Source organism: Maricaulis sp. (assembly GCF_030149425.1).
Lineage (GTDB): Bacteria > Pseudomonadota > Alphaproteobacteria > Caulobacterales > Maricaulaceae > Maricaulis.
On the sequence record NZ_JASBRQ010000036.1, the window covers coordinates 1 to 14,803 of the forward strand.

Here is a 14,803-nt window from a genome sequence, read left to right on the forward strand (position 1 = left end):
CGCAAGCCGTGCGGGCGAGAACCCTTGTCTTGATGGATGTGGAAGGGAGACTTTCGATGAAACACCATCGCCGTATCAACCCCACGGCGCGTGAGCCGACCGGGGTCTAATTCCAAACGCTATCCCCCGGTGGCCGCACAGCGGTCATCCGGGGGACCGCGTCACATCCGGTGACAGATTTGGTGAGGTCTCCCGAATAAATCGGGGGATGGCGGGCGGAAGGGGGTGGAAACATAATCCTCGCAGGACATGTTTCCCCCCGCTCCGACCCGGCGCTTCGGCGCCGGGCCACCTCTCCCCGGGGAGAGGCCGGATGTTGAGGGTAGCCTCGCGGGGGCCCGGGTACCCCGCTTCCGCGAGGGCAATCAAGGTCCGGAATGAGGACGCTAAAGCAGGCGCGCCCTCTGTCCCATCCATGCTACCCTCACCCGGTTCCGCGTAAAAAATTTCACCGCCCCTCTTGCATTGTGAGTAAATACTCACAATATGTGAGTGAGTGCTCACCGCAGCGCTTTGCAGCAACCCAACTCCGAAGGGACACATCATGCTGACACGCGAAATTGGACATACCGGGATCTTCGTCAACGCCATCGGTCTGGGCTGTATGGGCCTGTCCGAGTTTTATGGTCCGGCGACTGACAAGACCGACGCCATCAAACTCCTGCACACCGCCATTGAGGGCGGGGTCAATCACTTCGACACCGCCGAAATGTACGGCATGGGCGCTAATGAGCGTCTCCTGGGCGAAGCCTTTGAAGGCAAGCGCGACAAGGTGGTGATCGCCACCAAGTGGGGACCGACCCGCGATCTGGAAACCGGCGCCTTTACCGGTGTCGATGGCTCGGAAGCCAATATGCGCCGCGCCGTCGAGAATTCCCTGAAATTCCTGCGCACCGATCATATCGACCTGTATTACATGCACCGTATGGATCAGACGCGGCCGATCGAGGAGACGGTCGGCGCCATGGCCAAACTGGTTGAGGAAGGCAAGATCCGCGCAATCGGCCTGTCGGAGGCCTCGGCGGAAACCCTGCGCCGAGCCAACGCCGTGCATCCGATCGCCGCGCTGCAGTCGGAATACTCCATCTTCAGCCGCGATATCGAGGACGGCCCGCTCAAGGCGCTTGAGGATATCGGCGGCTCGCTGGTGGCCTATTCCCCGCTTGGCCGCGGCATGCTGACCGGGCGCTATTCGCGTGAGAACAAGCCGGGTGAGATGGATTTTCGCTCCGGGGCCTATTCCCCGCGCTGGGCCGAGGGCGCCTTCGAGGCCAATCTTGCGCTGGTCGACGAGATCACCGCGATCGCCGCTGCGCACAAGGTCAATGCGGCCCAGATCGCCCTCGCCTGGGTGCTCGGCCGGGGTGAGAATATCCTGACCATTCCGGGCACGACCAAGGCGGCCAATCTCGCCGTCAATCTCGGCGCAGCCGAGGTGACGCTGAGCGCGGACGATATCGCCCGTCTCGATACGCTGGCCGACAAGGTCCAGGGCCTGCGCTACGCCGAAGCACAGATGGCCTCGATCAACGCCTGACCTCCCCACGGGCGTCATGCGGCGGCGCTTTTAATCAAAGCGCCGCCGTGCCTTATCTCTCGCACCTTGGCGTCAAATGGCTATGCTGCAGCGCAAACGACTCGCATCGCGGAGCGCGGCACATGGATTGGGACAAGCTGAAGACATTTCACGCTGCGGCGCAGGCCGGCTCGCTGACCAAGGCGGCGGAACGGCTTGGCCTGTCGCAATCGGCGGTCAGCCGCCAGATCGCCGCGCTCGAGGATGATCTCGGCATCACCCTGTTTCACCGTCACGCCCGTGGCCTGATCCCGACCGAACCGGGCAATCTCCTGAATGAAGCGGCGCACGAGATCGCCGCCAAGGTAGCGCTGGCCGAGGCCAAGGTGCTCGACGCCCGGGACGAACCGTCCGGCGAGCTCAAGGTCACCGCCCCGACCGCGCTGGGTGCGATGTGGCTGGCTCCGCGCCTGGCGGAATTCCAGGCCGGCTTTCCCGCCATCCGCATACGCCTGATGCTCGACGACCATGAGCTCGACCTGGCTGGGCTGGAGGCCGAAGTCGGCATCCGCCCCTGGCCCTCGACCCAGAATGATCTCGTACAACGCAAACTCCTGGGCGTACGCCAGCACCTCTATGCGAGCCATGACTATATCGCCCGCCGCGGTGAGCCGAGCAGTGCCGAGGACCTGGATAATCACGACATCATCTATTACGGCCCGCCCCAGCTGGCGCCGATACCGGGACTGGACTGGGCTGCTAAGGCCGGTCGCCCGGACGGCGCTGAACCGCGTCCGGCCGTGATCGAGGTCAATACGATTTACGGCGTCACCAAGACCGTCCAGGCCGGTATGGGCATCGCCGCCCTGCCCGATTATGTGGCGCGGGAGAATCCCAGCCTGGTGCGGGTGCTCCCTGACCTGCAGGGCCCGGATTTCGAAGTTTACTTCGTTTATCCGAGCGAGCTGCGCGGATCGCGCCGGATCATTGCCTTCCGCGATTTCCTGATCGAACAGGCGCGGCGGTGGGAAAGCTAGCGGCGGGCCCGGCTCTCGATCAGGGTTTCGAGCAGGCGGACAACCGTTTCAGACTGTAATTCCATCGCATCGACAGCGTCTTCCGCGCCATCCTTGTCGCCGGCATTGCAGCACTCGATAGCCTGGGCTGCGAGACGGTGGAATTCGGCATGCGGTTTTTCTAGCGCCTGGAAATTGGCGTCTGAACGCAGGATGTCATCACTGACGGAGTAATACCAATTACCCAACCGGCAGCCCTGATGGTTGGACACCTGGTCCTTTTCATGGGCGCTACGACCAACCAGCATTTCCGACAGTTTCTTCTTCCAGATCAGATGATCGGACTTGGCCCGATAAAGCACATAGTCGTGGATCTCGCGCTCATCGAACTCGGAAAAGGCCTGTTCAACCAGCGACTCGCTTTCGGCAACCGCTTCGATCACCGCCTCGATCCGGCCGCGCGCCTTGGTCGCAGACTTGGTGACCTCGGTGACGCCGCGCGCGAGCTCGCCGGTCGCCTGGGATTGTTCATTCATCAGACGGGCAATCTCGGACACCAGATGCGCGCTCTCCTCGACCAGGCCGACACCGGTCTGGACGCTGCTCGTCGCCCGTTCGGTGGCCTGGATCCCGCTTTCGATCGACGTCATGGAGTCGCGAACAGCGCCGATAATGCCGCTGACCTCGCCCTGCAGGTTATCGATCCGGTCGCGGATATCGCCTGTGGCTTTTTCGGTCTGGCCCGAGAGCGCCTTCACTTCCTCGGCCACGACGGAGAAACCACGCCCGGCTTCACCGGCCCGGGCTGCTTCGATGGTCGCATTGAGGGCGAGCAGATTGGTCTGCCCGGCGATCTCGGCGATGGTATCGACGATTTGCGTAATCTGCGCGGAAGCCGCCTCGAGGCGCTCAACCCGGCCCATAATGCTCTGATAGGCGGTATCAATCTCACCCATTTGCCGGGAGGACTGCGCCACTTCATCGAGACCGGTATTGGTCGCGGTGACACAATCGGTGAGGTTGCCTGCCGAGGTCCCGGCGAAGCTGGAGATCTGCTGGATCGAGGCGTCGAGCTCCTCGATAGCCGCCGCCATGGTCTGGCTCTGGCTGGCCACCGAGCGGATATCACCGGTGACCCGTGCCGTTGCCGCCATGGCCGAGCTGGCCTGCATGGAAAACCCGACCGAGCGGTGCAGGGACACCTCGTCACGGCCCGCAATCATGCCGATCAGGCGCGCCAGAGGTCCGGCGAGTGTTTCGGGCACGTCCGGCAGTCCGGTCAGCTCGCCCTCAGCCAAGCGATCAAGCGTTGACGCCAGTGATTGCACCCATTCCGGATCGCGCGCGGCAACGGCCCCGGCCATCACCGGTTCGTCCTCTTCGACAAGGTTGCGGCGCAAAAGTGCGTTCAACATTGGCGTCCTCCTCTTTCCCCGCGTGCGAGGTGCCCCCGACACGGTTAATTAAGGGTAATAATTGTGTGGAGAAACCAGATGCGGCGCATCCGGTCTGCGCGGGGAGATGGCGAGAAAGCCTTGCGTTTTTGCATAACCGATCTGCGAAGTCGGCTCTTCTGCGCAGCCCGGATCTGCGCCATATACGCGTCATCGACGGCGGCGAACACCGCTGTGTACCTCGAGTTTAAAGCATACCCGTCTCCTCCCCTTCAGGTATGCCAATCTGGCGCCGGATCCTCCCCTCCCCTTTATGGATCCGGCGCTATTTTCTTTTCAGGCTTATAAAAAAGAACCCCGGCTCGAAGGCCGGGGCTTTTTTGTGTCTGGAGATGTGAACCGGCGTCAGCCGCGCGGGTCTAGCCCAGGGTCGAGCGCAGCATCCAGGCGGTTTTCTCGTGAATGGTCAGGCGCGGCGTCAGCACATCAGCCGTTGCCTCGTCACCATGTTCGCCGGCCAGGTCGAGCGCCTCGCGGATCGTACCAACAACCTGTTCATGACCGGCGAGAAGATCGGCGACCATATCATTGGCATCAGTCTTGTCGGCTGAGGACGGCAAGGTCGCCGAAGCCGCCATGGCATCATAGGAGGCCGGAGCGGGAACGCCGAGGGCGCGGATCCGTTCGGCAATCTCATCGGTCGCTGTCCACAGCTCGTTATACTGGGTCTCGAACAACATGTGCAGATCGTGGAAACGCGGCCCGGTGACATTCCAGTGATAGGCGTGCGTCTTGAAGTAAAGCGCATAGGTATCTGCCAGGACCGCGGTCACGGCAGCAGCCATATCGGTGCGCTGGTTTTCGGTTAGGCCCATATTGAAGCTCATCGCTCTCTCCTCTGCGTCTCTCCGGTCATCCGGATTTTCTGTAGGGGGTTATAGCGGCGCCTCACCCATAAGCCAAACAAGTCTTATTTCTCGAATCTATCGATTTTGCCGATACTATCGCAGGCTGGCGCAGAACCGCTGGATACGCGCCGCGGCCTCACGCAGGCTGTCATCATCCGTGGCATAGGACACCCGGAAGCCCGGCTCCATGCCGAAGGCAATGCCCGGGACGACGGCCACCGCCTCGGCCTCGAGCAGACCGGCGCAGAAATCGGTGTCAGTTTCGATGACCTGGCCGTTTGGCGCGGTTTTGCCCATCGCCCCGGCGCAATCGGCAAAGATGTAGAATGCCCCTTCCGGCTTCGGCGCCGCCAGCCCGTCGGCAGCATTGAGCCCCTCCAGCATGAAATCGCGACGGCGACGGAAGGCCTCATTGCGCGGCTTGAGAAAGTCATGCTCGCCATTGAGCGCCGCGACAGCAGCCCATTGGCTGATCGAGCAGGCATTGGAAGTGGTCTGGGAAATCACCTTGCGCATGCCGGCGATCAGGGCCTCCGGGCCGGCGGCATAGCCGATACGCCAGCCGGTCATGGAATAGGCCTTGGAGACGCCATTCATGGTCAGGGTGCGCTCGTAGAGGCGCGGTTCGACCTGGGCGATGGTGGCGAACTCAAAACCGTCATAGACGATATGCTCATACATATCGTCGGACATGATCATGACGTGGGGGTGGCGCAGCAGAACATCTGCCAGCGCCTGCAGGTCCGCGGCGCTATAGCCCATCCCGGTCGGGTTGGAGGGCGAATTGAGAATGAACCATTTCGTCTTCGGCGTGATCGCGGCTTCGAGCTGATCCGGTGTGATCTTGAAACTGTTCTCGATCCCGGCCCGGACGATCACCGGTTCGCCGCCGAGCAGGCGGACGACTTCCGGATAGGTCACCCAGTAGGGCGCCGGAATAATGACCTCGTCACCGGCATCAAGGCTGGCGGTCAGGGCGTTGAAGATCACCGGCTTGCCGCCGGGCGCGATATGGACCTGGGAGGCGGTGTAATCGAGATCATTATCGCGGCGGAACTTCTTGACGATGGCGTCCTTGAGTTCGCCGATACCATCGACCGCCGTGTATTTGGTCTCGCCCCGGGCAATCGCTTCAACGGCCGCCTGCTTGATATGGTCCGGCGTATCAAAGTCCGGTTCGCCGGCACCGAGCCCGATGACATCAATGCCCTTGGCGCGCAATTCCTTGGCCTTCTGGGTGACAGCCAGGGTGGCAGAGGGTTTCACGCGCGAAAGCGCGGCAGAGGCCGAAAAAGTCATGGGCATTTCCTGAATCAGGCTTGAGACGTGGCGAGCCTAGTCCCGCGCGAAGATCGGGGCAATCAAAGCCCACACGGCTGATTGTCGCGGTCCTCAATTCGAAATTAAACTTGCATTGCAATATATCATGCATTACAAGACATGATTATGAACATCGACAGCTGGAAATCCCAATTGAGAAAAGGCGCAGCGGAGCTCGCCGTTCTCGCTCTGCTCAACCATACGCCAAGCTCGGGCATTGCCCTGGTCAAGAGGGTCGAGCCCTACCCGAATATCGGCCTGTCCGGCGGCGCTCTCTACCCGCTGCTCAACCGGCTCGAACGCGAAGGCAAGATTGCCGGCCGATGGTCAAGCGAAACCGTGGGGCGGCCGGAGAAGGCCTATGAAGTCACGCCCGATGGCAAAGCCTGGCTGGCGGCCATGCGCGAAGCCCGCACATTTTTCGATCAAGACATGAACGCAATCCTGGAGGCCAAGGCATGAGCACCGATCCGCGCATCGACAAATTTTGCGACGCTCTGGAGCAGAACCTGACCCGGCTCGGCGTTGAGCAACCCGGCGACATCGTTTCGGAGATCCGCTCTCACCTGCTTTCCGCAGCCGATTCAGGCGCGCTCGAAGCCGCTCTCGATGAAATGGGCAGCGCCGGGGATTACGCCCGCCAGTTCCGCGACGAGCTGCGCATCGAGGATGCCTATATCCGCTCCGGGCCGAAACACACCGTTGCGACCCTGATCCTGTTATCGGCGCACCGTCTTGGCGCCGCGATCGGCCTGTTCTTTACCGGAATACTCTATCTCACCGCTGTTTCAGTCCTGGTGACGATCGGGTTCGAGATCTTCAACCCCTCCTCCACCGGCCTGTTCACCGATGACAGCGGTGTCTTCTTCCTCGGAACAATCGCCAGCGACACCAGCGCCTACACCGAACATCTCGGCGGGTTTTACATCCCCGTCGCCGCAGCCATGGCGATGGGCTTCTACCTTGCCGGCGGCGCAATCGCCCGCCTCGCCCTGCGCCTGATGCGAAAGAAATCCAACCGTCAGGTCTGACGCACTCCCCTCCTGTTTGAGAGAGTTTCCATGAAACGCCATCTGATTGCGGCGCTTGCCGCCGTCGTCTTGCCGCTGGGCGCAGCCCTGGCCCAGGACGACACCCCGCTCGAAACCCCGGCTGCAGCCGCAGTTCCTGCCGAACCGGCACCCACGGCAAGCGGTCTCGACCCGGACGACATCGCGCTTTTCTTTGACAGCGCTATCGTAACCAATCTGGCCGAGAACGACATTCCCGGCGTTGTCGTCACCGTGGTGCAAAATGGTGAGCTGGTCTTTGCCAAGGGCTATGGCCACGCTGACGCGGCCCAGACCCGCCCGGTTGACCCGGCCACGACCCTGTTCCGCCCCGGCTCGGTGTCCAAGCTCTTGACCTGGACCGCCGTGACGCAATTGGTGGAGCAGGGACGGCTGGATCTGGATAGCGACGTTAACGCCTATCTGGACGGCACCGGGATCGAAATCCCCGAAGCCTTCGGCGGGCCGGTCACCCTGGCCCATATCCTCGCGCATACCGGCGGGTTTGAAGACGGCGCGGTGGGCTTCCTGTTTGCCGACGACGTGGACGATCTGCGCCCGCTCGGCGACGTCATGCTGGAACACCAGCCCGCCCGCGTCCGCCCGGCTGGCTATGCGGCCAGCTATTCGAACTGGGCGACCAGCCTGGCCGGCGTGATCGTGGCCAATGTCTCCGGCCGTGATTTCGAGACCTATATCGAAGAGAACATCCTGGGACCGCTGGGCATGACCCAGTCGAGCTTTCGCGAACCGCTGCCCGACACCATCGCCGCGGACATGTCAGAGGGCATGATGCGGGAGGCCGGCGAGACGCTGGACCAGGGTTTCGAATACATCGCCAATTTCGGACCGGCCGGAGCGCTGTCAGCATCCGGTACGGATATGGCGCGCTTCATGCTCGCCCACCTCAATGGCGGAGAGCTTGATGGCGCGCGCATTCTCTCGGCCCAGACCGCCGAGCGGATGCACAGCCAGCTCTACACCATGCACCCGGGTCTGCCGGGCATGGCGCACGGGTTCTTCGAGCAGGAATACAATGGCCAGCGGGTCATCTCCCACGGCGGCGATACGCTCTGGTTCCATTCCAATCTGGTCCTCGTACCGGAACACGATCTGGGCATCTACATCTCCACCAATGGCGCGGAAGGCGCCGCCCTGCGCGGCGACGTCTTCGAGGCCTTCATGGACACCTTCTATCCCGGAGAGCCGATTGAACTCCTGACCCCTGAGGCAGATACCGATCTGAGCGAATATGTCGGCCTTTACCGCTATAATCGCCACGCCTACACGACGCTGGAGAAGATCACGGCCGCCAGCGGCGACCTTACCGTCTCCGCAAGTGCGGACGGCGCCCTGCTTGTCACCTCCCAGTCGGGTACACGGCGCTATGTCGCGCTCGGCGATGATGTCTTCCGCAGCTATGACAGCGAAGCCCGCATCGCCTTCATGCGCGATGAGAGCGGCGCGGTGACGCATTACCTGCCCTGGAATGCGCCGATCTTCGCCGCCTATCGCATATCGCCGATGGAAAGCCTGAACACGCAATTGCTTGTGGTTGGCCCGGCTCTGCTCATCTTCCTCAACCTGGTCGCCGGCACGCTGGTGCACTGGCGCCGGGTGTTCGCGATGAACGGGATGCAGAAACTGGCGCGGCTGAATGTTTTCGCACTGGGCGCGACACAGCTGATTTTCATCGGCGGGCTGGCGATGGTGCTGTCGAGCGCCGGCACTGAGATTGTTTTCGGTTGGCCGCCGGCCTTGTCCACGCTGCTGGCCTTCCCGGTGATCGGCGCGGCACTGACCCTGAGCGGCGCCGTGCTGGCGTTCCGCCTGTGGAGCCGTGGTGATGGCAGCGTCCTGGCACGGCTGCGCTATTCTACCGTCATCCTCTTCTCAGCGGGCTATCTGGCGGTTCTGAACTACTGGAACCTGCTCGGCTGGAAGTTCTGAGCACAGCCTCACAAACACTTGATCCGGGGCGGTCTTGAATGACCGCCCCTGCATCACGACCTACAGCGCGACGCCGCTACTGGCGCCGCAAGCGAGGACACACCGTGATGAGTGATTTCACGATCCATACCGTCGACACTGCCCCGGACGGCGCCAAGGCGCTGCTTGAGAAATCCCAGGCGTCCGTCGGCTTCATACCCAATCTGCATGCCGTCATGGCCGAGGCACCGGAACTCCTGGAAGCCTACCAGACGCTCAGCGCGCTGTTTTCCCGGACCTCCCTGAGCAAGGTCGAGCAAAATATTGTCTGGCTCTCGATCAATGCCGAGCATGATTGCCATTACTGTGTCCCGGCCCACACCGCGATCGCCCAGATGCAGAAAGTCCCGCAGGACATTATCGACGCGCTGCGCGAAGAACGCGCCCTTCCCGATGCCAAGCTGGAGGCCCTGCGCCAGTTCACCCTGAAGACCGTGCGTCAGCGCGGCGTGGTGTCCGACGCCGATACGGCGGCCTTCCTGGCAGCGGGCTATACCCGCCGCAATATCCTCGATGTCGTGCTCGGCGTCTCGCACAAGGTGATGTCGAATTATGTGAACCATTTCGCCGACACGCCGGTCGATGAGGCGTTCAAGCCCTTCGCCTGGACCAAAGGCGAGGCTGTTCCGGCGGAATAAGCCAATCGCAACATAGTTTTGCGGGCGTCTCCTCACGGGGGCGCCCGTTTTTGTTTGCCCAATTTCGCCGCAATTTTCCCCGCAATCGCCGCAAACCGGCCCTTTGCCCTCCCCGATCCGGGCGCAGCTTGACCAAGGACAGGGAAGCGAACCGGCCGCGAAACACACGATCGCAACGGTTCGATTTATGGGGAGGAAGTCGATGACTTCATCGCGCACACGCAACGCCGCCGGGGGCCAGGCCTGGATGGGCCTGATGATCGCCATAGCCGCTTTTGCCGCCACGATATTCTTGTGGTCGGAAGCCCGGGCCGACACGGTCGACCCGGTCACGCCGGACGGCATGGTCCGCCTCAGCGAGGTGAATGAAGGCGCCCTCCTCCTCAAAACCGTAGATGCCGGGGTCTATGTGCCCGCTCCGCTCGTGGCGACCGATATTTCCCTGGATGTGTCCGGTCCGGTCGTCCGCGCCACGGTCACGCAACGCTTCGAAAATCCCTCCGAAGCCTGGGTGGAAGGCACCTATGTGTTCCCCCTGCCCGAGGACTCCGGCGTCGACCGCTTGCGCATGCAGATCGGCGACCGATTCATCGAGGGCGAAATTCACGAGCGCCAGCAAGCCCGCCAGATCTATGAGCGGGCACGGGCGGCGGGACAGCGCGCCAGCCTGCTGGAACAACAACGCCCCAACATGTTCACCACCTCGGTGGCCAATATCGGTCCGGGCGAGACGATCATCGTTCAGATCGAGTATCAGGATGTCGCCCGCCTGCGTGACGGCACTTTCGAATTGCGCGCACCGCTGGCGATCACCCCGCGCTATATTCCCCAGGACGGCGGCTACCAGTTCGCCTCGACCGGATCGGCCTCACCCGCCAGCGTGCCGGACGCGCATCTCATTACCCCGCCGATCATGCACCCGGACAGCGAACCCGCCGAAGGCCTTCGCCTGCCGGTGACGATCCACGCCAATCTGGATGCCGGTTTCGAGCTCGGCCCGGTCGCCAGCCGCTTCCACGCGACCTATGTCGAGCACACCGGCCCGGGCCAGGCGAGCGTTCGCCTGGCCGATGGTCCGATCCCGGCCAATCGCGATTTCGTCCTGACCTGGCGGCCAGCCAATGAAAATGTCCCGACCGCAGCCCTGTTCACGGAAACCGTGGGCGAAGAGACCTATCTGTTGGCGCAGATCCTGCCGCCGGCCGAGCTCGGCGCAGACACCCCGCGACGCCAGCGCGAGACCATTTTCGTCATCGACAATTCCGGCTCCATGGCCGGCGAATCCATGCGCCAGGCTCGCGAGGCCCTGATCTTCGCCCTCGAACGCCTGGAGCCGGGCGATCGTTTCAACGTCATCCGTTTCGACAATACGATGGAACTGGTTTTCCCGGACGCGGTGGAGGCCACACCGGTCAATGTCGCGACGGCGATCGGCTTTGCCCGGGGACTGGATGCAGAAGGCGGTACCGAGATGTTGCCGGCCCTGGTGGCAGCGCTCAATGACAGCCGTCCGGAAGAGACAGGGCGTGTGCGCCAGGTCGTCTTTCTGACCGATGGGGCCATTGGCAATGAACAACAGCTGTTCGAGGCCATTGATGTCGGCCTGGGCCGGTCGCGCCTCTTCCCGGTCGGCATCGGCTCGGCCCCGAACACCTATTTCATGAGCCGCGCCGCCCGCGCCGGTCGCGGCACCTTCACCCATATCGGTCAGGTCAGCGATGTGGCCGAGGAGATGGAGAAGCTTTTCACCGCACTCGAACGCCCGGTCATGACCGATCTCGACGCGCTGTTCCCACGCGATGCGCTGGCGGAAATCTGGCCGGCGCCGCTGCCGGATCTTTATTACGGCGAACCGGTCATCATGACCGCACGCTTGCAGTCCACCGAGGGTGTGATGTTGGTGGAGGGTGAGTTGGCGGGCGAGAGCTGGCGTGAACAGCTCTCGCTCGCGAACACAAGGCCCGCTTCCGGCATTGCCACCCTGTTCGGCCGCAACCGCATCCGCTCGATCGAGGAAACCCGCTTCCAGGGCGCGTCCCAGGACACGATCGATGCGGGCGTATTGCGCACAGCGCTGGAATTCTCGCTGGTCTCACGCCTGACCAGCCTGGTCGCCGTCGACGTCACCCCGGCGCGCCCGGCCAATGACCGGCTGGTCCAGCGGGATGTGCCGGTAATGGCACCCGATGGCTGGGATCTGGACGCGGTGTCCGACGAGCGGGTCGCCCCGGTCCAGCACGCTGCGCTCGATACAGCGCTGATTAACAAGCTGCGCCCGGGCCGCGACCCCAATGCCCAGGCCGTTGACGAGAATGGCGTGCCGCTGCCGGCTACGGCCACGCCGCGCGAGCTGATGATGTGGCTCGGTGCCCTGATGATGCTGATCGCCCTGTTCTGGCTGATCGCCAACCGGGAGCGCCGGCTGTGGTGAGCTTGCCCAAACGGGTGCACCCAAAAGCGGGGAGGATGGCGGCATCGCTCGCAGCCATCAGCCTTCTCCTCGCTGGCGGGTTCGTCTTCGGTCAGGGCGTCTACCTGACCGCCAAGGCCGAGATCGCGCAGGTCCTTCTGGCAAAAGCCTGGACCCGTGCACAGGAAGGAGAAACCGCGCCAACACCATGGCCCTGGGCCGATACTTGGCCCGTGGCGCGGCTCTCCGTCCCTTCCCTCGGTGAGCGCGCCATCGTGCTCGCCGAGGGCGGGGGCGAAGCCCTGGCTTTCGGCCCGGCGCATCTCGCTGTCTCGCCCCATCCGGGCGATGCCGGCACGTCGATCATCGCCGCCCATCGCGACACGCACTTCGCCTTTTTGCGCGATGTCAAGCCGGGCGATGAGGTAATTGTCGAACGCGCCGATGGCGAACGCATGGCTTTCCGCATCACCCATACCGAAATCGTCCATGCCGAGCGCTCCGGTATCCAGCCCGACGGCGGCCCTGCGCGTCTCGCCCTGGTCACGTGCTGGCCCTTTGGTTCGCTGACACCGGGCCCGCTGCGTTACGTGGTCTGGGCCGAGAAGATCGTGACAGATCATCCACACACCGGATTTGAGCTGGCCCTGAACGGGCACGCAGGCTAACTCTTCCTCCCAGGCGGGGGCCTGTGAGGAGGAGAATGTGGGCGAAGCGTTGTTCGCGCCCCTTGATCAGCCCTGGCCGCGCCGCGTTTTCGCCGGCGTGCTGGCTGTGTGTGCCAATGCCCTCCTGCTCGCCCTGATCCTTCTAACCCCGCGCCACATCACCGCCCCGCCCGAACTGGATGTGGTGGATGTCATCCTTGTTGAACGGCCTCGGGCGCCGGAAGAGCCGGTCGTGGACGACACAGCGACCGAGGAACCGCCGGTGCAGGAGATCGCGGTCGTACAGGCAGCGGAGCCGGAGACCCCGGAAGACGAAGCCCCGGCGCCCGCGCCAGATCCCGGCCCGCTGCCGCCACGAACTGATCAAGCAGTCGAGCTTTCCAGCCCCCCTGCTGCCAGCCCCTCTACTGATGAAGACGATGAAGACCAGCCGGCTGAACCCGGCGGCAGTAGCGGCTTCCTGGCTTTTGAAGGCGAAGCCCTCCCGCTCCCGGCCGGGCGCGGCTCCACCCCCATGTTGCTGCGCGAAGTTTTCTGCCAGTCCAGCTCTGCAGCCACCCGACAGGCCGGCGCCTGTCCCGATGGCCCGCCGGAACGGGGCCTCGCCTATGCCCGCCATGGATCGGCAGAGGAGCTGGCCCGGGTGCGCGCAGCCTTGGGCCTCGATCTTTCGGCCGAAGACATCCGCGCCCTTTTTGGTGGTCAGCCCCTTGGGAGCCGGGACCTGAGCGGACTCGGGACCACGACCAATCAGCACTCCCTGCCGACCAGCTCGGCCGACAGCATGCGCGACAGCCTGCCCCCGCTGGTCCCCGATCCCGCTTTTGGCGATTGACGCGAGAAGCAGATACCCGCTCTTATCCGGCCATGAACTTCCTCTCCGACACCACCGCCCCGGCTCACCCCTCGTTGATCGATGCGCTTGCCCGCGCCAATGAGGGCTATGCGATGAGCTATGGCGCCGACGACATCTCCGCACGCGTGGAGGCGCGGCTGAAGGAGATTTTCGAAACCGATCTGAAAGTGCTGTTTGCAGTCTCCGGCACGGCATCCAATGCGCTGGCCCTTTCGGTCCTGTGCCCCCCGCACGGCGCCATTCTCTGTCATGACGAGGCGCATATTCACCGCGATGAGCGCGGCGCGCCGGAATTCTACACCGGCGGTGCCAAGCTGATCCCGCTGCGCGGCGCCCATGCCAAGATCGAGCTCGACGAGCTTGACCGGGCGGTGGCGGAAATCCCGGAAGGCTTTGTCCATACCAATCCGGTGCGCGTTCTTTCGCTGTCCAATCTGACCGAGAGCGGCACTGCCTATACGCCGGCGGAGGTCGCCGAGCGCGCCGCCCGCATCCAGGACCGCCCAGCTTTCGTGCACATGGATGGGGCACGCTTTGCCAATGCGCTGGTCACGCTGGGCTGCAGCCCGGCGGAGCTGACGTGGAAATCCGGTGTCGATGTCCTCTGCTTCGGCGCCACCAAGAACGCGGCCATGGGCGCTGAAGCCGTCATCCTCTTCCCCAAGGCCATGGACCGGTTCGAGGAATTGCAGGCGCGCCAGAAGCGCGGCGGCCATATGGCGCCGAAAATGCGTTATATCGCGGCCCAGTTCGATGCCTGGCTGAGCCATGATCTCTGGCTCGATCTCGCCGCCCGGGCCAATAAGCGCGCGAGCCAGCTGGCCGATGGGCTCAGCCGGATCAACGGTGTCGATGTGCTACACAGCGTCGATGGCAATGAGGTCTTCGCCCGGCTGCCGGAGGCTATCGCCGGGCAGATGCGCGATGCCGGGGCCGGGTTCTACCAATGGCCGGACGGATCCGCGCGCTTTGTCGCGAGCTGGTGCACCGGCGAAGACGAGGTTGAGAACCTGCTTCGCTCTGCAAATTAGACACAGCT

At 63.4% G+C, this 14,803-nt stretch carries 13 protein-coding genes; 10 read left to right on the top strand and 3 right to left on the bottom strand.

What is annotated here, in order from left to right:
* Positions 1-544: 544 nt before the first annotated feature.
* On the top strand, positions 545-1,537 hold the full coding sequence (locus tag Q1V57_RS05330; RefSeq protein WP_300528323.1) for an aldo/keto reductase: 993 nt from the start codon (positions 545-547) through the stop codon (positions 1,535-1,537).
* 122 nt (positions 1,538-1,659) lie between these two features.
* Entirely contained in the window at positions 1,660-2,553 is an 894-nt protein-coding gene (locus Q1V57_RS05335) for a LysR family transcriptional regulator (protein WP_300528324.1), read from the top strand.
* On the opposite strand, the gene Q1V57_RS05340 is transcribed toward Q1V57_RS05335, so the two are convergent.
* The 3 genes from Q1V57_RS05340 to Q1V57_RS05350 form a co-directional block, all read right to left on the bottom strand.
* A complete protein-coding gene (locus Q1V57_RS05340) occupies positions 2,550-3,947 on the bottom strand; it encodes a methyl-accepting chemotaxis protein (protein WP_300528326.1) in 1,398 nt (465 codons plus the stop codon). The two genes, Q1V57_RS05335 and Q1V57_RS05340, sit on opposite strands and share 4 nt — an antisense overlap.
* Positions 3,948-4,345: 398 nt before the next feature.
* Positions 4,346-4,813, bottom strand: a complete 468-nt coding sequence (locus Q1V57_RS05345; RefSeq protein ID WP_300528328.1) for a DNA starvation/stationary phase protection protein — start codon at positions 4,811-4,813, stop codon at positions 4,346-4,348.
* Positions 4,814-4,927: 114 nt separating this feature from the next.
* Entirely contained in the window at positions 4,928-6,133 is a 1,206-nt protein-coding gene (locus Q1V57_RS05350) for a pyridoxal phosphate-dependent aminotransferase (RefSeq protein ID WP_300528331.1), read from the bottom strand.
* 147 nt (positions 6,134-6,280) lie between these two features.
* Between Q1V57_RS05350 and Q1V57_RS05355 the strand changes: the two genes are divergently transcribed.
* From Q1V57_RS05355 to Q1V57_RS05390, 8 genes are all read left to right on the top strand, one after another.
* A complete protein-coding gene (locus Q1V57_RS05355; RefSeq protein WP_300528334.1) occupies positions 6,281-6,616 on the top strand; it encodes a PadR family transcriptional regulator in 336 nt (111 codons plus the stop codon).
* Complete coding sequence (locus Q1V57_RS05360; protein ID WP_300528336.1) at positions 6,613-7,185, top strand: hypothetical protein; 573 nt, start codon at positions 6,613-6,615, stop codon at positions 7,183-7,185. The genes Q1V57_RS05355 and Q1V57_RS05360 overlap by 4 nt, the downstream gene beginning before the upstream one ends.
* 30 nt (positions 7,186-7,215) lie before the next feature.
* Positions 7,216-9,153 (top strand): serine hydrolase domain-containing protein, encoded by a 1,938-nt coding sequence (locus tag Q1V57_RS05365; protein WP_300528339.1) that lies wholly within the window; start codon positions 7,216-7,218, stop codon positions 9,151-9,153.
* Between the two features lie 107 nt (positions 9,154-9,260).
* Complete coding sequence (locus Q1V57_RS05370) at positions 9,261-9,830, top strand: carboxymuconolactone decarboxylase family protein (protein ID WP_300528342.1); 570 nt, start codon at positions 9,261-9,263, stop codon at positions 9,828-9,830.
* 202 nt (positions 9,831-10,032) lie between these two features.
* Positions 10,033-12,261 carry a marine proteobacterial sortase target protein gene (locus Q1V57_RS05375; RefSeq protein WP_300528345.1) on the top strand — a complete coding sequence of 743 codons (2,229 nt, stop codon included), beginning with the start codon at positions 10,033-10,035 and terminating at the stop codon, positions 12,259-12,261.
* Positions 12,262-12,296: 35 nt separating this feature from the next.
* Complete coding sequence (locus Q1V57_RS05380; protein WP_300528347.1) at positions 12,297-12,908, top strand: class GN sortase; 612 nt, start codon at positions 12,297-12,299, stop codon at positions 12,906-12,908.
* A gap of 37 nt (positions 12,909-12,945) precedes the next feature.
* Positions 12,946-13,743 carry a hypothetical protein gene (locus tag Q1V57_RS05385; RefSeq protein ID WP_300528350.1) on the top strand — a complete coding sequence of 266 codons (798 nt, stop codon included), beginning with the start codon at positions 12,946-12,948 and terminating at the stop codon, positions 13,741-13,743.
* A complete protein-coding gene (locus tag Q1V57_RS05390) occupies positions 13,740-14,795 on the top strand; it encodes a beta-eliminating lyase-related protein (RefSeq protein WP_300528352.1) in 1,056 nt (351 codons plus the stop codon). The genes Q1V57_RS05385 and Q1V57_RS05390 overlap by 4 nt, the downstream gene beginning before the upstream one ends.
* Positions 14,796-14,803: the final 8 nt, after the last annotated feature.

Excerpts from the sequence above, each read along its gene's own strand:
- Q1V57_RS05350 (WP_300528331.1), bottom strand. The coding sequence starts at position 6,133 with ATGACTTTTTCGGCCTCTGCCGCGCTTTCGCGCGTGAAACCCTCTGCC.
- Q1V57_RS05335 (WP_300528324.1), top strand. The coding sequence starts at position 1,660 with ATGGATTGGGACAAGCTGAAGACATTTCACGCTGCGGCGCAGGCCGGC.
- Q1V57_RS05365 (WP_300528339.1), top strand. The coding sequence starts at position 7,216 with ATGAAACGCCATCTGATTGCGGCGCTTGCCGCCGTCGTCTTGCCGCTG.
- Q1V57_RS05375 (WP_300528345.1), top strand. The coding sequence starts at position 10,033 with ATGACTTCATCGCGCACACGCAACGCCGCCGGGGGCCAGGCCTGGATG.
- Q1V57_RS05360 (WP_300528336.1), top strand. The coding sequence starts at position 6,613 with ATGAGCACCGATCCGCGCATCGACAAATTTTGCGACGCTCTGGAGCAG.
- Q1V57_RS05355 (WP_300528334.1), top strand. The coding sequence starts at position 6,281 with ATGAACATCGACAGCTGGAAATCCCAATTGAGAAAAGGCGCAGCGGAG.
- Q1V57_RS05370 (WP_300528342.1), top strand. The coding sequence starts at position 9,261 with ATGAGTGATTTCACGATCCATACCGTCGACACTGCCCCGGACGGCGCC.
- Q1V57_RS05345 (WP_300528328.1), bottom strand. The coding sequence starts at position 4,813 with ATGAGCTTCAATATGGGCCTAACCGAAAACCAGCGCACCGATATGGCT.
- Q1V57_RS05330 (WP_300528323.1), top strand. The coding sequence starts at position 545 with ATGCTGACACGCGAAATTGGACATACCGGGATCTTCGTCAACGCCATC.
- Q1V57_RS05380 (WP_300528347.1), top strand. The coding sequence starts at position 12,297 with ATGGCGGCATCGCTCGCAGCCATCAGCCTTCTCCTCGCTGGCGGGTTC.
- Q1V57_RS05340 (WP_300528326.1), bottom strand. The coding sequence starts at position 3,947 with ATGTTGAACGCACTTTTGCGCCGCAACCTTGTCGAAGAGGACGAACCG.